We start from the raw sequence: 16,895 nt of genomic DNA on the forward strand, positions 1-16,895 counted from the left end.
CGAAAGCCTATCAGACAAGGCGTAAAAGTCGATGCGACGCCCACAATTATAAAAAGCCCGGAGTGACAGGACGATGAACAGTTTGCGCAATATGTCGATCAGCCGACGCCTCTGGATGATCCTGATCGTCGCCGTGCTGATGCTGATGGCCCTGGGTTTGCTGATGCTCAAGCAGATCCACGACGACCTGTACCAGGCCAAGCGCCAGCAGACCCAGCACGTGGTCCAGACCGCCAGCGGGATCCTGACGTTTTATCACAGCCTCGAAACCACCGGCGTGATGACCCGCGAAGCCGCGCAAAAACAAGCCCTGAGCGCGGTGCGCGGCTTGCGCTATGACCACGACGACTATTTCTGGATCAATGACCTCACCCCCGTGATGATCATGCACCCGGCCAACCCCAAGCTGGACGGCCAGAACCTCTCGGCCATCCGCGATCCCGACGGGTTTGCCGTGTTCAACGAGTTCGTGATCCTGGCCAAGGCCAAGGGGGCCGGCATCATCAACTACCGCTGGCCGAAGCCGGGTGCGGAGGCGCCGGTGGCGAAAACCTCGTATATCCAGTTGTTCGAGCCGTGGGGCTGGATCATCGGCTCCGGCGTGTACGTCGACGATGTGCAAGCCGAGTTCAGCGGCCAGGTATGGAAAACCTCGTTAATCGGCCTGGGCATCGCGCTGGTGATGGCCCTGCTGGTCTCGCTGATTGCCCGCAGCATCGTGCGCCCCCTGCAGGATGCGGTGAACGCCATGGGCAATATCGCCAGCGGCGAAAGCGACCTGACCCGCAGCCTCGATACCCACGGCCGCGACGAAGTCACCCAACTGTCCCAGCACTTCAACAGTTTCACGGCCAAGCTGCGCCAGGTCGTCAGCCAGTTGCAGGTGTGCGCCAACGCCCTGGGCCAGTCCTCCACGGAACTGGGCAACAACGCGACCCAGGCCCACGACCGCAGCCAGCAGCAGTCCCAGCAGATGGAACTGGTGGCCACCGCCATCAATGAAGTCACCTACGGCGTGCAGGACGTGGCCAAGAACGCCGAACACGCCGCCAGCGAAATGCGCGATGCCCAGGCCCAGGCCCAGCAAGGCCAGGTCAATATCGACAGCAGCCTGCAGCAGATCGACCAGCTCTCCACCACCATCAGCCAGGCCGTGGAAGTGATCCGCACCTTGTCCAGCGAAAGCACGCAGATCGGTGGTGTGTTGGAAGTGATCCGCTCCATCGCCGACCAGACCAACCTGCTGGCCCTCAACGCCGCCATCGAAGCGGCGCGCGCCGGGGAACAAGGCCGTGGTTTTGCCGTGGTGGCCGATGAAGTCCGCCTGCTGGCCCAGCGCACGCAAAAATCCACCGCCGAGATCCAGGCGATGATCGAGCGCCTGCAAGGTCACTCGGAAGCTGCGGTCAAGGTGATCAGCGACAGCCACAGCGCCTCGCAACTGACCATCGAACAAGCCGGCCAGGCCGGTGCCAGCCTTACCGCCATCGGCCAGGCGCTGCACAACCTCAACGGTTTGAATGCCTCGATTGCCAGCGCTACCCTGCAACAGGCCCATGTGGTGGAAGACATCAACCAGAACGTCACCCAGGCTGCGAGCCTGTCCCACAGCACCGCAATGGCGGCCGAGCAGTCCAACGTGGCCAGCGTGCATTTACGCGGGCTGAGCGAGCAGCTCGACGGCCTCTTGCGCCAGTTCAAGGTCTAACACTGCTCCAAATGTGGGAGGGGGCTTGCCCCCGATGGCGATACATCAGTCTGCATATGTGCAGCTGACCCTCCGCTATCGGGGCAAGCCCCCTCCCACATTTGCCTTACTGTGTTTTGAAGATTGCTGGCCTCTGGTTACAATCCCCGCCCTCTCCCACTCTCCCAAGGAACCGCCATGTCCGGGCTTGAACTGTTCGCCGCCGCCCTGGGGGTGATCGCTGTCTGGCTGACGGTCAAGCAAAACCCCTGGTGCTGGCCCATCGGCCTGGTGATGGTGTTGCTGTACACCTGGGTGTTCTATGACGTGAAGCTTTATTCCGACATGCTGCTGCAAGTGGTCTACGCCGCCCTGCAAGTCTACGGCTGGTGGCAGTGGACCCGCGCCGGCGAGGTCAGGCAAGGGCGTCAGGTCACCCGCCTGGGTTGGCCGGCAATCATGACCAGCATGGCCATCGGTGCGGTCGGCAGCCTGCTGCTGGGCGCTGCGATGGCGCACTGGACCGACGCTGCGCAACCCTGGCTGGATGCCGCCCTCACCGGTTTCAGCCTGGTGGCGCAACTGTGGATGGCGCAGAAACGCGTGCAATGCTGGCCGCTGTGGATTGCCGTGGACGTGATTTTTGTCGGACTGTTCCTCTACAAAGGCTTGTACCTCACCGCTGCGCTCTATGCCCTGTTCACCGTGATCGCCGTGCAAGGCTGGCGTGAATGGCGCGCCGACCCGGCGTTACGCGCATGAAGGTGGTGGTCCTGGCCGGTCCCGAGTCCAGCGGTAAAAGCTGGCTGGCTGCCGAGCTGCACGCGCATTTCGGTGGGCTGATGGTCGGTGAGTACGTGCGGTATTTCATCGACCGGCACCAGCGCGACACCCACCTGGGGGATATCCCGGCCATCGCCCACGGCCAACTGGCCTGGGAAGATGCCGCCCGCGCCCGGCAGCCGCGCCTGCTGGTCCTCGACACGCACCTGCTGACCAACAGACTCTGGAGCCAGACCCTGTTCGGCGACTACCCGGCATGGCTCGACGACGAACTGCTGGCGCGGCATTACGACCTGCACCTGCTGCTGTCGCCGGATGATGTGGAATGGACCGCCGACGGCCAGCGCTGCCAACCGGAACTGGCCGACCGCCAGGCGTTTTTCCAGGACAGCCTGGCGTGGATGCAGGCGCATCGACAGGCGGTGGTGGTCATCAGGGGGGGTTGGGAGGAGCGCCGCACCGCCGCGTTTGCTGCGGTAGAACAGCTGTTGTGGTGAGCGGGCTTGCCCCGCGCTGGGTGGCGAAGCCGCCCCAATAAAAACACCGCAGCCTGCCAGACAGGACGCGGTGTTTGGTTTTAGGGGGGGTTAGTAGCCCAGCGACAGGCCGGTATTACGCCGCGGGTCATTCGCCCCATAGAAGCGGTTGTTACCCACCGGCTTGCCCTCCAGGGACGGTGCGCCCACCAGGATCGCCGCCAAGTGGTTGGCGTCCTGCGGCCCGGCAAACTTGTGGCCCCAGCTTTCCAGAATCTTCTGGGTGTCCGGGCTGACCGCGAAGGTCTCCAGGTTGGTGGTTTCCGGCATCCATTGCTGGTGGAAACGCGGCGCGTCCACGGCTTCCTGGATATTCATCTTGTAGTCGATGACATTCAGGATGGTCAGCAGGGTCGCGGTAATGATGCGGCTGCCACCTGGCGTACCGACGACCATCACGGCCTTGCCGTCCTTGGTCACGATGGTCGGGCTCATCGACGACAGCGGCGCCTTGCCCGGTGCGATGGCGTTGGCTTCCCCCTGCACCAGGCCGTACATGTTCGGCACCCCGACCTTGACGGTGAAGTCGTCCATTTCATCGTTGAGGATCACCCCGGTCTTGCTCGCCATCACGCCCGCACCGAACCAGTCGTTAAGGGTGTACGTGACAGAGACCGCGTTGCCCCACTTGTCCACGATCGAGTAGTGCGTGGTGTTATTGCCTTCGTGCGGCGACACACCCGGCTTGATTGCCTGGGAATCCCCGGCCTTTTGCGGCTCGATGGCGTCACGCAGTTTGGCCGCGTAGTTCTTGTCCAGCAGATGCTCGATCGGGTTCTTTACAAAATCCGGATCGCCCAGGTAGCTGTTACGGTCCACGTAGGCGTGGCGCATGGCTTCGATCTGGTAGTGCAGGCCCTGGGCCGAGTGATAGCCCAGGTCGGCCATCGGGTAACCTTCGAGGATGTTCATGATCTGGCAGATCACCACGCCGCCCGAACTTGGCGGCGGTGCCGAGACCACGTGGTAGCCGCGGTAGTCGCACTCGATGGGCGCCAGTTCGCGGGTCTTGTACTTGTCCAAGTCGGCCTGGGTGATGATGCCCTTGCCGGCCTGGCTGGAATCCACCAGGGCCTTGGCGACCCAACCCTTATAGAAACCGTCGCTGCCCTTGGCGGAGATTTCCTTGAGGGTCCTGGCCAGGTCTTTCTGCACCAGCTTCTGGCCGACCTGCAGCGGCTGGCCGTTGTGCAGGAAAATCCCGCGCATATCCTTGTCTTTTTCGAACTCGCCGGTGGCGGTGTGCAGCAGGTCGATATCGCCCTGCTCCAGGGCAAAGCCGTTTTCCGCCAGCTTGATCGCCGGGGCAATCACCTGGGCGCGCTTGAGGGTGCCGTACTTGCTCAGGGCCAGCTCCATGCCGGACACGGTGCCAGGCACGCCGACCGCCAGGTGTCCCTTGGCACTCAAGCCTTCGACCACATTGCCGGCCTTGTCCAGGTACATATCGGCGGTGGCCGCCAACGGGGCTTTTTCGCGGAAGTCGAGGAAGGTCTTGCGCCCATCCGCCAGTTGCACGGTCATGAACCCACCGCCGCCCAGGTTACCCGCCGCCGGGTACACCACCGCCAGCGCATAGCCGACCGCCACCGCCGCATCCACCGCGTTGCCGCCGGCCTTGAGTACATCCACGCCGACATGCGTGGCCAAATGCTGGGCGGTCACCACCATGCCATTTTCACCGGCCACCGGGGCCTGGGAAGCGGCCTGTACGCCGCTGACGGTCAACACCAGGGCGGTGGCAATTAAGGTGCGGCTGAAGGGTTGGTATTTCATCCATGGCTACTCTAGTTATTGAGATGCACCAAAATAGCCCGTCCCGAATTTAATCCCCAGCGCAATGGCGTTTTTATTACAGAACCTGTCGGTCACAGAACGGCACATGCAAAGCCGCGTTGCAGATCCTCGATCAGCGCGGCCACATCTTCCAGACCGATATGCAGGCGCACCACCGGGTTCAACGCACGGTCGGCCGCACTGTCGCGGTCGCGGGTGTCGGCCACGATGACCAGGCTTTCATAGCCGCCCCACGAAGAGCCCAGGCCAAACAGCTCCAAGCCGTCGATAAACCGCTCGACGTAAGCGGCCTCGGCATTCACCAGTTCAAACGACACCAAGCCATTGCTGCCGGTGAAGTCCCGACGCCACAACTCATGCCCCGGATGCCCGGGCAAGGCCGGGTGGAACACGCGCTTGACCTGGGGTTGCGCCTGCAACCACAGGGCGATGTGCACGGCCTGGCGTTCGTGCACATCCAGGCGCGAGGCCAGGGTGCGGGCGCCGCGCAGGATCAGGTAGGCGTCGTCGGCACTCACCGCGTTGCCGAAGGTGTCGCTCATCCTGCCCAGCGCCGGCCAGGCCGCTGGTGTGGTGCACACGCTGCCCATCATCACGTCGCTGTGGCCGCCGAGGTATTTGGTCAGGGCCATGATCGAAATATCCGCGCCCAACGCCAGTGGCCGGTACAGGTAGCCCGAGCCCCAGGTGTTGTCGACGGCGAGCAGGATGTCGCGTGGCTTGCACAACGCGGCAATCGCCGGCAGATCGCACAGCTCATACAACAGTGAGCCCGGCACTTCGGCGTAGACCAGCCGGGTATTGGCTTGCAGTTGCGCTTCCAGGCCCTTGCCATCGGGTGCGAAGTAGCCGACCTCGATGCCGAACGGCTGGAGGAATTCCCGTGCCAGCTTGCGCACCGGGGAATACACCGCGTCGGTGATCAGCACATGATCGCCGGGGCGCAGGTAGGCCAGGAACACCTGGGCCGCTGCCGCCAGGCCCGTGCCGTAGAGCCGTGTACGAAAGCCGCCCTCCAGCTCGGTGACCAGGTCTTCCAGCGCATGGGAGGTCGGGTTGCCACGCGCGCCGTAGCTGAGCACCCGTTCGCTGTCGCGGCGGGCACGGGCGTCGCGCATCTGCGCCAGGTTGTCGAACAGCACAGTGCTCAGGCGCGTGACGGGTACGTTGACGGCGCGGCCGCCGTGGCCTTTTTCGGTACGCGCGGCATGGATCAAGCGCGTGCGCACCCGCGACACAGGTGCCAATGGCTTGAGGCTGGCGATTTCCGCTTCGCTCATTTGCGCGAGCAGGCCGATTTCCCAGGCCAGGTACTGGCGCGCGGCGTCCTTGTTGCCGCTGTGACGGTCGTGGGTGAAAAACAGGAAGTCGATGCACTCGGCGTCGGGCGGCGTCTGCGGGTCTTGGTTGACCGGCAGGCCGGCCGAGACCCAGGCAGCGAAGCCACCGTCAAGCAACCTGGCCGACAGGCCTTCTGCAGCAAAGGCCGCCAATGCCGGGTCATCTGCCACCAGCACCAAGGGACGATGGTCGGTCTTGAGCCGCGCACGAATCGACCAGCGGGACCCGGCAATATGGCCCTTGCGGTAGGCCATGCTCGGGCGCAGGTCGATCAGGTTCACATCGCTCAATTCCAGCGCCAGGGCCTGGGCGCTGATCAGCGGCAACGGCTGATACGCCACTGGAGGCAACACCGGCAATACCAGGCCGCTGTCGATACCGCCGCTCAGCACATAGGCTTGGTGCCCGAGTTGACGCAGCCAACTGGCGACAATCGGCGCACGCACGCCATCGCTGTCCACCAGCACGATGCGTGCCTGGCGCACGCCGATATACAGGTCGGTGGCCTGGATCAACTGCCCGCCCGGCGTATGCTGCGCGCCCGGCAAGCTGCCCGCGGCAAACTCTTCAGCAGTGCGCACATCACACAAAAACAGACTGCGCTGCGCGTCATCCGCCCATTGTCGAACCTGATCCGCCGATACCGTCACCACCCCTGCCCGCTCGGCCAATTGCCGCGCAGCCAGGCGCTGCCGAGCCAGGTCAGTGCTGACCTGATCGGCATAGCGCCGCGTACTGCCATGTTCCAGCTGGAAATCTTCCAGGTACCAGCCCTGGGTGCCGTTTTCCAGGGCATAGATCGGGTTTTTCAGGCCCAGGTTGATCAGGGTCTGGGCGCCGATAATGCTGCGGGTGCGTCCTGCACAGTTGATCACGATGGGCGTGCTTTCATCCGGCACCAGGTCCTGTACGCGGTAGCCCAGCTCACCGTTGGGGCAGCAGATGGAACCGGGGATGGTCATCTTGCGGTACTCCTCGAACGGTCGTCCGTCCAGCACCACCAGCGGCTCGCCGCGCGCCTGCCAATCCGCCAGCTGGCGTGCAGTGACATGGGGCGTGTGACTGGCCTCTTCCACTAACTCACCAAAGGCCTTGGACGGCACATGCACACCGGCAAATAGCTGCAACCCCGCCGCCTGCCAACCCTCGGCACCACCCTCCAGCACATGCACGCGGCGGTAGCCCAGCGCCTGCAAACGCGCGGCAACCAGCGCCGCCACCTCGCCGCCATCCTGGTCATAGATCACCAGCCGCACCTGCGGGTTGGGCGCCAGGCGGCGTACCTCCAGCTCCAGGCGGCTATAGGGCAGGTTCACCCCATGGAACAGGTGGGCTTCGCCGTATTGCCCGTGCTCGCGCACGTCGAACACGGCGATTTCCTGCCCGTCGAACAGCCATTGCTGCAGTTGACGTGGGGTGATGGTCTGGCTCATGGAAGTCCCAACAATTAAGAGAAAAGTGGCTGCAACGCTTCAGGCATAAGCCTTGATCGACGGCGCCATCTGCGAGGCGTTGTAGTTGAGGATGCGGCCGTCCGCGTCCACGCCGTAGCGGCCATTGAGGGATTCCAGCGGCAAGCCATACAGGTGGAAATGCAACGTTGCCTGCTCACCTTCAACCTTGATGCCATGCAGGTCTTCACCGAGGAACGAGATCGACGTGCCCGGCTGCACAATTACTTCTTTCTCCAGGCTCAGGGTGGTGAAGCCCGGCTCGCGACCTTCATCATTGCGTGCATAGACGTAGTTGATCTCCTGGCCCTCCACCGCGCTGATGATCGCCCAGGTCTCATGGTTGTGCGGCAGCGTGCTTTTGCCCGGCAACAGCGAGTTGAGGTACAGGGTCGGCGTATCGCCGTCGTCGTTCAGGCGATAGCGGAACGCGGTGCTGCCCTGCCCTGGCACAGGTGCGGGGAATGCCTCGAAGTTGAACAGGTCGCGGCGCTCGGCCAATTGCTCCAGCAGGCCGACGATGTCCACCAGGGCCGCGCGGTCTACGCCGCGCTGGTTGATGACGCGGATCTGCTGCAAAAACGCCTCGATCACGGCGGCACGGTTTGCGTTGCTCATCACGGTTTTCCTCTTATCAGACTGACAGGCTGTAACGGCTCAAATGGGTCAACAGGTACGGGTCATGGTGGATGGGGCCACGGCGCCCCGAATCGCCCAAGGCATGGCGCAGGAACGTCTGGGTGCGTTCGTTGCCCGGGTTCTGGAAGATCTGCGTGGCGCTGCCATGCTCGACAATCACGCCGTTTTCGGTGAAGTACACGACGTCGCTGATCTCTTCGGCGAAGCGCATTTCATGGGTGACCAGCACGCAGGTCATGCCCTCTTCGGTCAACTCGCGGATCACCGTCAGCACTTCGCCGACGGTTTCCGGGTCGAGCGCCGAGGTCACTTCGTCAAACAGGATCAGCTCCGGGCGCATCGCCAGGGCGCGGGCAATCGCCACGCGCTGCTGCTGGCCGCCGGACAACTGGCCCGGGTACGCATCGGCCTTGTGCTCCATACGCACTTTGGCCAGCAGCGCCCGCGCGTCTTTTTCCGCATCGGCACGGCTGCGACCGAGCACCTTGCGCGGGGCGATCACCAGGTTTTCCAGCACCGACAAGTGCGGGAACAGGTTGTATTGCTGGAACACAAAGCCGACGCGCTTGCGCAGCTCGATGCGCTGGGCTTCCTGGACCAGGCTGTCGACCTGGGTCTGGTCCACGCGAATGCTGCCGCGCTGGGGCTGCAACAGCCCGGTGATGCATCGCAGGATCGTGGATTTGCCCGAGCCCGACGGGCCGATGATCGACACAGCCTGCCCGCGCAGCACGTCGAGGTCGATGCCCTTGAGCACCGGGTTGGCGCCGAACGACAAGTGCACATCCCGCAGGCTCACCAGGGGTTCAGTAGAAGGCATAACGGCGCTCCAGGTGTTGGGTCAGGCGGGAAATCGGGTAGCAGTAGGCAAAGAACAGCACCAACAGGCTCAGGTAGATCACCACGGTAAAGCCGGTCATGTTCACGGTGTTGCTGGCGATCTGCGCGGTGTCGATCACATCATGCACACCCACCAGCGAGGCCAGCGCGGTGCCCATGGTGACCACCGCGTAGAGGTTCATCCACGGCGGCAACATGCGCTTGAAGCACTGCGGCAGGATGATCGAGCGAAACAGCTGGCCACGGGTGAACGCCAGGGACCGCGCGGCTTCCCATTGGGTGCTGGGGATCGAACCGATGGCGCCCCGGAAGATTTCCGCGACATTGGCGCTGGCCGGCAAGGCCAGGCCGAGGGTGACCTTGATCCAATCGGGGAACGACACGTAGCTGCTGCCGATCCGGATCTCGAACGGGAACACATAGGTGGTGAAGTAGATCAGCACCAGCCATGGCGCATTACGAAACACCTGCACCCACAGCCGCGCCACAAAGCCCAGGGGCGACAATGCCAATGCACCGATCAACAGGCCCAGCACCGAACCCATGCCGATCGCCAGCAGGCTGATCAGAATGTTCTGGCCAAAACCGGCCACCAGCGCCGGCGACCACTGCCACAACGCCGACAGCACGGGAAATGAATCAATGGCCATAGCCGGGCATCCTCAGGCGCGCTTCAAGCCAGCGCCCCACACAATTGACGATAAAACTCAGCAGGCCGAAAAAGCTCAGGATCAGGAGCATCAGCTCCAGCACGTTGTCACTCTGGGTCCAGATCATGATCGCTGCGTAGGTGATATCGCCCACCGCAATCGCGGAGGCCACGGCGGTCATCTTCACCAGGTCGATCAGGTTGTTGATCAGCGATGGCAAGGCGAAGCGCAGCGCCAGGGGCAACTGCACATTCCACAGCAACTGGCGGCGGCTGAAGGCCAGGGAGCTGGCGGCCTCCAGGGTCACGGCCGGCACCGCTTCTATGCCGGCGCGCAAGGCCTCGGCATGGAACGCGCCCTTGTGCAGCGAGATCACGATCACCACCCAGGCAAACGGCGTGAGCGGGTTGGCCGCGCCGACCGCCTGGGTCAGCAGCATGTTCAACACCAGGAACGCGCAGTACAGCTGCACCAGCGTCGGCGTGTTGCGCGTGACCTCCACAAACACCCGCGCCGGCTTGGCCAGCCACGGGTTGCCTGAAGTCAGCATCGCCGCCAGCGTGATCCCCGCCAGCAGGCTGCCGAGGATGGTGAACAGGCACAGCAGGCCGGTGGTCAGCGCGCCCTGGACCAGGCTGCCGCGCTGATAGGCGTCGAGCAGGAAGGTGTAGTTCAGGCCAATGCCGGCGGCCCAATGGACGCACAGCTCAAGCCAATGGCTCATCTCCATTGCCGGCTCAGGCGCCCTTGAACTGTTTCTGCAACTCCACCAGGGCCGGCGATGCCGGACTGATGCGGTTGCGGGTCTGGGCCTCGATCAGCCAGCCGCTGCGGTGCAGTTCCTTGACGATCGGATCGAGCCTGGCCTGGGTGTCATTCTCGCCGCGACGGTTCCAGATCACAGACGGTGCCGGGTTGAGTTCCGGGCCGAGGACGCGGTAGTCCTTCCATTCGGCACTGTCGTTGATCAACGGGTTGATCAGGGTAGAGTCGTGCACCGCCGCGACGCAGTTGTTGCCCCGCAGGGCCAGCAGCGATTCGGACGAGCTCTTGAACGCCTTGAGCTGCGCGCCGAACCCGGTCAGCGGCTTGACGTAGCTGCTGCCCTGGGAGGTGCACACGGGCTGGTCCTTGAGGTCTTCCCAGCGGGTGATCTGGCTGTCTTTGAGCACCGCAGCCGCACCGCCGACGCGGTAGAACGGCGTCGGCACGAAGCCGAGAATTTCACCGCGTTCGGCGGTCCATTCCATATTGGCGATGAGCAGGTCGACCTTGCCCTGCTGCAGGAACTGCACGCGATTGGCCGGCAATACCGGCACCAGTTGCACCTCGGCCTTGAGTTGACGGCCCAGCTCATTGGCCAGGTCGACGTTCAAGCCCTTGGGCTGCTGCGTGGCCGGATCGATGCTGCCAAACGGCCCGCCGGACAACAACACGCCCACCACCAGCACATGGCGCTGCTCGATCTTGTCCAGGGTCGCATCGGCCTGCGCCGCCACACTGCCGCCCAGGGCGATCATCGACCCCAGGGCCACCGGCAACCATTTCTTCAACATCATTGGACTTCCCCCTGGCGAATGATCGGCGTACCCCGACCTGATGGAGGGGCATGCTAGGGAGAGTACGGGGGCAACGGAAATGCAAATATCTCATATCGTTATAACTTGCCGTGTCTGCCCCGCCTTCGTTTTTGGCATAACCCTTTATTTATTGGCCCACGCAAAAATAATCTTCAGAAAAGCATAAATATCTGTAATGTTTAACTTCACGTCCTTGATATAAAACCGCCCCTGGAAATGGCCATGTCGACCCTCGACCTTGAACTCCTGCGCACCTTTATCGCCGTGGTCGACCACCACAGTTTCGCCGAAGCCGGCACGCACCTGGCGCGCACCCAGTCGTCCGTGACCCAGCATATGCAGCGCCTGGAGCAGCAAGTGGGGGTCAGCCTGTTCGAAAAGCGCGGCCGGCAAAAACAACTGACCGAGCCCGGCCTGCAACTGCTGCGCCATGCGCGGCAGATGCTGGCGCTGAATGACGATGCATTGAATTCCCTGCGCGAGAGCAGCCTGAGCGGTGTGCTGCGCATCGGCTCGCCCCACGATATTGCCGACACCATCCTGCCGCCGATCCTCAGTCATATCGCCCGCTCGGCGCCGCGCCTGCGCCTGGAGATCGACGTGGGCCGCAGTCCGTTCCTGATGGACGACCTGCACCGGGGCAAGGTGGACATGGTGATTTCCACCCGCGCCGACCCGAACCTGGAAGGCTTTGCGCTGCGTACGTCGCCGGTGTGGTGGATCTGTTCGGCGCAGTACATTCACCAGCCCAGCGAGCCGCTGCCGCTGATCCTGGTGGATGAGCCGAGCATCTACCGGCGTTACGCACTGGAAGCACTGGAGCGGGCGAATATTCCCTGGCGCCAGGCGTACCTGGCGTCGAACCTGATCGGGATTAAAGCGGCCACTCGCGCGGGCCTGGGGGTGACGCCGCGCAGCATGGAAATGCTCGGCCCGGACATGCGCGTGCTGGGCGAAACGGATGGGTTGCCGAGGTTGCCGGAGGTCACGTATTACCTGTGGATTCGGCCGAATACGGCGAACCCGATTGCGCGCAAGGCGTATGACTTGATTCGGGGCAGCCAGGGCCTGTAAAGACGGGGCTGGCATCTGGATTTTATCCCGTTAGAATCATCGCCATTCCCGCCTGCCCTCCCTGACACGAGCCCCTTCATGAGCTTTGACTTCGATACGATCCACCCCCGCCTCGGCACCGGCAGCACCAAATGGAATCGCTACCCGGCCGATGTGTTGCCGATGTGGATCGCCGACATGGACATCGCCGCGCCGCCCGCCGTGCTGCAGGCCCTGCACGCGCGCCTCGACCAGCAGATTCTCGGCTACAGCGTGGCCGGCCCGGATGTACGCGAGGCCATCGTGGCCGACCTGTGGGCCAAGTACGCCTGGCGCGTGCAGCCCGACGACCTGCTGTTCCTGCCCGGCGTCGAACCTGGTTTCAACATGGCGCTGCACGCCTTCGTCCAACCGGGCCAGCCGGTGGTGCTGCAAACCCCCAACTACCGGCCGATTCGCCTGGCGCCCGGCCACTGGAACCTGCCGCGTATCGAAGTACCGTTCCAATTGCGCGGCGCTGAATACATCACGCCAATGCCCGCCCTGCGCGAGGCCCTGACCGGCGCTGGCGCACTGCTGCTGAGCAACCCGCACAACCCCATCGGCAAGGTCTTCCCCCGTGAAGAACTGCTGGCCCTGGCCACCGCCTGCCTGGAAAACGGCGCGCTGATCATCAGCGACGAAATCCACGCCGAACTGTGCTTCGACGGCCGCCGCCACATCCCCACCGCCAGCCTCAGCCCTGAGATTGCCCAGCGCACCATCACGCTGATGTCGGCGAGCAAGGCCTACAACGTGGCCGGTTTGAAGACCTGCTTTGCGGTGATCCAGAACACCGAGATTCGCGAACGCTTCAACCAGGCCCGCTGCGGCATGGTCGACAGCGTCAGCCCCCTGGGCCTGGAAGCCACCCGCGCCGCCTACAGCCAGTGCGGCGCATGGCTCGACGCGCTGAAGCAGTACCTGCAAGCCAACCGCGATTACCTGCTCGACGCCGTGCAAACCCGCTTGCCCGGCGTGGTGATGCATGCGCCGCAAGGCACCTTCCTCGCCTGGCTGGACTGCAGCGCCCTGGGCCTGGACGACCCACAGCAGTTCTTCCTGGAGCAGGCCAAGGTCGGGCTGAGTGCGGGGATCGAATTCGGTGACGACAGCCAACAGTTCGTACGCCTGAACTTCGGCTGCCCACGGGCCTTGCTGGAAGAGGGTCTGCAACGTATGGAGCGTGCGCTGCAACAGCGCTGAGGGCCGTCGTAGGCTTTATGAATGTGGGAGCAGCGCTCCCACATCCGGTGGGCTTCACAGCTTGGCGATGGACACTTCGGTGGACTTCACGAAGGCAATTACTTCGCTGCCCACCTTCAACTCCAGGTCACGCACCGAGCGGGTGGTGATCACCGAAGTGACGATGCCGGACGCGGTTTGCACGTCGATTTCGGACACAACCTCCCCCAGCAGGATTTCCTTGATCACACCCTTGAACTGGTTGCGCACGTTGATCGCTTTAATGGTCATGTCGGCTTTCCTTTTGGCTGTTGGGTCAATCCGCACGAATGCGCAGGCCTTCAAAGTGCGCTATCACGCAGAACATTAAAAGGAATATATAACTCTTTATTTATTCCATATGGAAATATACAAGTTATTGCTGCACCAACAGCCGATCAACGATTTGCTCCTCCAGGAGCAGCTGCCGAGCCCCGACAGCTTGCGCAGGCTCACCCAATAACGCATTCGAGAGCGCACCGCCACGTGCTCACGTGATCTGAGGACTACTCGTAACCCGTGGTGAGCGGGCTTGCCCCGCGCTGGGCTGCGAAGCAGACCCAAAACCAGGCGCTGCGGTTACCTGACAGAACACAGGGAGCCTGATTGGGGCTGCTGCGCAGCCCAGCGCGGGGCAAGCCCGCTCACCACAGAAGCTCAGGGCATCAGGACATCTGCACCCCCCACCTGTCGGGCCGTATGCAACCGGTGCAACGTGATCTCGCGCACCGCCTGCTTGCTCAGTTCGATGTGCCGTTTTAGCAGGCGCTGCGCCTGGTCAGCCTGGTGTTGCACGATGGCAGCAAGTATTTGCCCATGCTCTTCGTACGTCGCCGCAATGCGAGGCGCCTGGGTAAAGTCGAGCCGCCGGATGATGCGGATCTGCTCCGTGATGGCGTAGTGCATGCGCGCCATTTCACGGTTGCCGGAGGCTTCCACCAACGCGCAATGAAAACGCTCATCCAGCGCCGATACCGCCTGGGCGTCCTCCAGGCGCTCGTCCTCCTGCACCTGCCAGGTGGCCTGCAACGCTTGCAGCATCGGGTTCGGTTCATCCATCGCACATAACCGGCCGACAGCCGCCAGTTCCAATACGATGCGCACGTCGTAGAGCTCTTCGAAGTAGGCGAAATCGAACGGCTTCACCTGCCAGCCACTGCGAAAATACACCTCCACATACCCTTCCCGCTCCAAGCGATACAGCGCCTGCCGCACCGGCGTGCGGCTGGCGCGCATGCGTTCGGCCACCTCGCCTTCGCTGAAACGATCGCCCGGCAGCAGGCGGAAGTCGAAAATATCCGCCTTGAGCTGCGCGTAGACCTGCTCGGCCAGGCTGTCGGGGCGTGTCTTGGCCCCCATGCTCAGCCCCGGCTCGCAATAAAGGCGCGCCAGCCACCGAACTCGGTGATGTCGAGGGCATCGGCCAGGGCCCAAGGCTCGCAGATAAAGCCTTTGACGCTGCGCCCATCGGCCAGCAGCAGGTTGCCGATCCCCAGCGGCGCGGGGATCTCGGCGACGAACTCGCCAAAGCGTGCGAGGGGCATGTCCCACAGCTCGACGATGATCGCCCGACCGCTGTCCGCCTTGGCCAGCCCTGGCTTGGGCGGCACCGTGCCCGGCAGCGCGTACAGGCGGTAAGTGTCGGCCGTCAGGGTTTGCTCCACCAGCACCGCGTTACGCGTCGTCAGTTGGACATTCAGTGGCATGCCGGTGAGATGTGCACCCACCACCGCCACGCGCACGCAGCCGGGGGCTTGGGCGGGTGCGGACGGTGACGGCAGATAGCGCTGGGTGGCGCCCAAAGGCAGCTCCAGGCTGGCTTGCCAGCGCTTGCCCAGGTGCGCCAGCGCCGTGTCATGCCAGGCCGGTGCGAGCAAGGTAATGCCGCTGGGCAAGCCATCGGCGCGGATACCGGCCGGCAGCGCCAGGGCCGAGAGGTCGGCCAGGTTGGTGAAGTTGGTGTAGTAGCCGAACTGCGAGTTGTAGCGCACCGGCTCTTCCGCCATCTCGGCCATGGTGCGCAGGGTTGGCGAAGTCGGCACCAGCAAGGCATCGAAACCGGCCAGGCTGTCATTGATGCGGCGGCTCAGTTCGGCTCGCAGGTATTCGGCTTTGTAGGCGTCGCAGGCGCTGTACTGGCGGCCATTTTCGACAATGCCGCGCACCACCGGGTTGATTGCCTCGGGCTGGTTGTCCAGCATGCTTTCCAGGGCGACGGTGCGTTCGGCGACCCAGGGGCCGAAGTACAGCTGGTCCGCCAGTTCCTTGAACGCAGTGAAATCCACCGGGGTGATCACCGCGCCCAGCGCCTTGAAGTGTTCGACCGCGTGTTCGAACACGGCCTGGTTCTGGGTATCGCCGAAAAACTCCAGGGCCGCCGGGATGGCCAGCTTGATCGAAGCGCCCACCGCCACTGGCGCCGTGTTGGGGTTGGCGCGGGAATAGGCATCGCTGGCGTCGTATCCCGCCGCAACGTGCGCCACGGTCTCGGCATCTTCCACGGTCAAGGCAAACACCGAGACGCAATCCACCGTGCGGCAAGCCGGCACCAGGCCAGTATTGGACAAACGCCCCTTGGTCGGCTTCAACCCGACGATATTGTTGAACCCCGCTGGTACGCGCCCGGAGCCCGCCGTGTCGGTGCCCAGGGAAAACGCCACCAGCCCACGGGCGACCACCGACGCAGAGCCGGAGCTGGAGCCGCCGCTGACGTAATCGCCATTGAAACTGTTGCCCACCGCGCCATACGGCGAACGGGTGCCCACCAGGCCGGTGGCGAACTGATCGAGGTTGGTCTTGCCCATCAGGATCGCGCCGGCGGCGCGCAGCTTCTGCACGACCGAGGCATCCTGCGTCGCCCGGTAGGCAAATTCGGGACAGGCGGCAGTGGTATCCCAGCCGGCCGCATCGATGTTGTCCTTGATCGCAAACGGCACGCCATACAACGGCAGCCGGGTCATATCGCCGCCCTGGGCTGCCAATCGTTCGCTCAACTGCGCCAGTTGCTCGGCCAATGCCTGCGGTTGAGCGCGGGCGATCCAGGCGCTGTCCTCGGCGGGGTATTGCGCGGCCAGGGTGAGCAAAATGTCCGGCGTGATCGTGCCGCTGCGGTAAGCAGCCTGCCATTCACCGAGGGTCCAGCCAACAACGTTGTGCATGGGAAACTCCATCTTGTATCCAAGTTTGGATTTATCTAAAGCAAAGCCCACGCCAGGTCACTCTGCCAGTGATTACGCAGGTATCGCCGCGCAACGTGCGCTTAGATAGCGCACCCG

The 16,895-nt window shown here is 63.5% G+C and carries 15 protein-coding genes; 5 read left to right on the forward strand and 10 right to left on the reverse strand.

The features are described from left to right. Positions 1 to 73 precede the first annotated feature (73 nt). The 3 genes from AC07OP_RS01525 to AC07OP_RS01535 all read left to right on the forward strand — a co-directional run bounded on the left by AC07OP_RS01525 (position 74) and on the right by AC07OP_RS01535 (position 2,967). Positions 74 to 1,708, forward strand: coding sequence for a methyl-accepting chemotaxis protein (locus AC07OP_RS01525; RefSeq protein ID WP_495102600.1), 1,635 nt, complete (start codon positions 74 to 76; stop codon positions 1,706 to 1,708). Between the two features lie 177 nt (positions 1,709 to 1,885). Next, the gene (gene pnuC / locus AC07OP_RS01530) at positions 1,886 to 2,449 is read left to right on the forward strand and encodes a nicotinamide riboside transporter PnuC (protein WP_065941319.1); all 564 of its coding nucleotides are present in this window, start codon (positions 1,886 to 1,888) and stop codon (positions 2,447 to 2,449) included. After that, positions 2,446 to 2,967 carry an AAA family ATPase gene (locus AC07OP_RS01535; protein ID WP_495102646.1) on the forward strand — a complete coding sequence of 174 codons (522 nt, stop codon included), beginning with the start codon at positions 2,446 to 2,448 and terminating at the stop codon, positions 2,965 to 2,967. Before pnuC ends, AC07OP_RS01535 begins: the two co-directional genes overlap by 4 nt. 90 nt (positions 2,968 to 3,057) lie before the next feature. On the opposite strand, the gene ggt is transcribed toward AC07OP_RS01535, so the two are convergent. From ggt to AC07OP_RS01570, 7 genes are all read right to left on the reverse strand, one after another. Continuing rightward, entirely contained in the window at positions 3,058 to 4,782 is a 1,725-nt protein-coding gene (gene ggt, locus AC07OP_RS01540) for a gamma-glutamyltransferase (protein WP_414887254.1), read from the reverse strand. Positions 4,783 to 4,874: 92 nt separating this feature from the next. Further along, the gene (gene metC / locus AC07OP_RS01545) at positions 4,875 to 7,577 is read right to left on the reverse strand and encodes a cystathionine beta-lyase (protein ID WP_495102599.1); all 2,703 of its coding nucleotides are present in this window, start codon (positions 7,575 to 7,577) and stop codon (positions 4,875 to 4,877) included. 39 nt (positions 7,578 to 7,616) lie between these two features. After that, positions 7,617 to 8,213, reverse strand: a complete 597-nt coding sequence (locus AC07OP_RS01550) for a cysteine dioxygenase family protein (protein WP_065941315.1) — start codon at positions 8,211 to 8,213, stop codon at positions 7,617 to 7,619. 16 nt (positions 8,214 to 8,229) lie between these two features. Further along, on the reverse strand, positions 8,230 to 9,054 hold the full coding sequence (locus tag AC07OP_RS01555; protein ID WP_141155080.1) for an amino acid ABC transporter ATP-binding protein: 825 nt from the start codon (positions 9,052 to 9,054) through the stop codon (positions 8,230 to 8,232). After that, positions 9,041 to 9,724 (reverse strand): amino acid ABC transporter permease, encoded by a 684-nt coding sequence (locus AC07OP_RS01560; RefSeq protein WP_115486151.1) that lies wholly within the window; start codon positions 9,722 to 9,724, stop codon positions 9,041 to 9,043. The genes AC07OP_RS01555 and AC07OP_RS01560 overlap by 14 nt, the downstream gene beginning before the upstream one ends. Beyond that, positions 9,714 to 10,448 carry an amino acid ABC transporter permease gene (locus AC07OP_RS01565; protein WP_495102598.1) on the reverse strand — a complete coding sequence of 245 codons (735 nt, stop codon included), beginning with the start codon at positions 10,446 to 10,448 and terminating at the stop codon, positions 9,714 to 9,716. Before AC07OP_RS01565 ends, AC07OP_RS01560 begins: the two co-directional genes overlap by 11 nt. A 13-nt stretch (positions 10,449 to 10,461) precedes the next feature. Further along, positions 10,462 to 11,283 (reverse strand): transporter substrate-binding domain-containing protein, encoded by an 822-nt coding sequence (locus AC07OP_RS01570; RefSeq protein ID WP_495102597.1) that lies wholly within the window; start codon positions 11,281 to 11,283, stop codon positions 10,462 to 10,464. A 243-nt stretch (positions 11,284 to 11,526) separates the two neighbouring features. On the opposite strand from AC07OP_RS01570, the gene AC07OP_RS01575 reads away from it, so the two are divergent. Together AC07OP_RS01575 and AC07OP_RS01580 are read left to right on the forward strand one after the other, a co-directional pair. After that, positions 11,527 to 12,378, forward strand: coding sequence for a LysR substrate-binding domain-containing protein (locus tag AC07OP_RS01575; protein ID WP_370671275.1), 852 nt, complete (start codon positions 11,527 to 11,529; stop codon positions 12,376 to 12,378). 78 nt (positions 12,379 to 12,456) lie between these two features. Further along, positions 12,457 to 13,602, forward strand: coding sequence for a MalY/PatB family protein (locus AC07OP_RS01580; protein ID WP_495102596.1), 1,146 nt, complete (start codon positions 12,457 to 12,459; stop codon positions 13,600 to 13,602). 54 nt (positions 13,603 to 13,656) lie between these two features. Here the strand turns inward: AC07OP_RS01580 and AC07OP_RS01585 are convergent, their stop codons facing one another. The 3 genes from AC07OP_RS01585 to atzF all read right to left on the reverse strand — a co-directional run bounded on the left by AC07OP_RS01585 (position 13,657) and on the right by atzF (position 16,778). Continuing rightward, a complete protein-coding gene (locus AC07OP_RS01585) occupies positions 13,657 to 13,872 on the reverse strand; it encodes a TOBE domain-containing protein (RefSeq protein ID WP_003173733.1) in 216 nt (71 codons plus the stop codon). A 405-nt stretch (positions 13,873 to 14,277) separates the two neighbouring features. After that, positions 14,278 to 14,979, reverse strand: coding sequence for a GntR family transcriptional regulator (locus tag AC07OP_RS01590; protein WP_495102595.1), 702 nt, complete (start codon positions 14,977 to 14,979; stop codon positions 14,278 to 14,280). Between the two features lie 2 nt (positions 14,980 to 14,981). Further along, the gene (gene atzF / locus AC07OP_RS01595; protein ID WP_495102594.1) at positions 14,982 to 16,778 is read right to left on the reverse strand and encodes an allophanate hydrolase; all 1,797 of its coding nucleotides are present in this window, start codon (positions 16,776 to 16,778) and stop codon (positions 14,982 to 14,984) included. Positions 16,779 to 16,895: the final 117 nt, after the last annotated feature.

This window comes from Pseudomonas sp. GW821-FHT09D08 (genome assembly GCF_059416305.1).

Excerpts from the sequence above, each read along its gene's own strand:
- AC07OP_RS01555 (WP_141155080.1), bottom strand. The coding sequence starts at position 9,054 with ATGCCTTCTACTGAACCCCTGGTGAGCCTGCGGGATGTGCACTTGTCG.
- AC07OP_RS01560 (WP_115486151.1), bottom strand. The coding sequence starts at position 9,724 with ATGGCCATTGATTCATTTCCCGTGCTGTCGGCGTTGTGGCAGTGGTCG.
- atzF (WP_495102594.1), bottom strand. The coding sequence starts at position 16,778 with ATGCACAACGTTGTTGGCTGGACCCTCGGTGAATGGCAGGCTGCTTAC.
- ggt (WP_414887254.1), bottom strand. The coding sequence starts at position 4,782 with ATGAAATACCAACCCTTCAGCCGCACCTTAATTGCCACCGCCCTGGTG.
- AC07OP_RS01585 (WP_003173733.1), bottom strand. The coding sequence starts at position 13,872 with ATGACCATTAAAGCGATCAACGTGCGCAACCAGTTCAAGGGTGTGATC.
- AC07OP_RS01580 (WP_495102596.1), top strand. The coding sequence starts at position 12,457 with ATGAGCTTTGACTTCGATACGATCCACCCCCGCCTCGGCACCGGCAGC.
- AC07OP_RS01535 (WP_495102646.1), top strand. The coding sequence starts at position 2,446 with ATGAAGGTGGTGGTCCTGGCCGGTCCCGAGTCCAGCGGTAAAAGCTGG.
- AC07OP_RS01525 (WP_495102600.1), top strand. The coding sequence starts at position 74 with ATGAACAGTTTGCGCAATATGTCGATCAGCCGACGCCTCTGGATGATC.
- AC07OP_RS01550 (WP_065941315.1), bottom strand. The coding sequence starts at position 8,213 with ATGAGCAACGCAAACCGTGCCGCCGTGATCGAGGCGTTTTTGCAGCAG.
- AC07OP_RS01590 (WP_495102595.1), bottom strand. The coding sequence starts at position 14,979 with ATGGGGGCCAAGACACGCCCCGACAGCCTGGCCGAGCAGGTCTACGCG.
- AC07OP_RS01570 (WP_495102597.1), bottom strand. The coding sequence starts at position 11,283 with ATGATGTTGAAGAAATGGTTGCCGGTGGCCCTGGGGTCGATGATCGCC.
- AC07OP_RS01565 (WP_495102598.1), bottom strand. The coding sequence starts at position 10,448 with ATGAGCCATTGGCTTGAGCTGTGCGTCCATTGGGCCGCCGGCATTGGC.
- pnuC (WP_065941319.1), top strand. The coding sequence starts at position 1,886 with ATGTCCGGGCTTGAACTGTTCGCCGCCGCCCTGGGGGTGATCGCTGTC.
- metC (WP_495102599.1), bottom strand. The coding sequence starts at position 7,577 with ATGAGCCAGACCATCACCCCACGTCAACTGCAGCAATGGCTGTTCGAC.
- AC07OP_RS01575 (WP_370671275.1), top strand. The coding sequence starts at position 11,527 with ATGTCGACCCTCGACCTTGAACTCCTGCGCACCTTTATCGCCGTGGTC.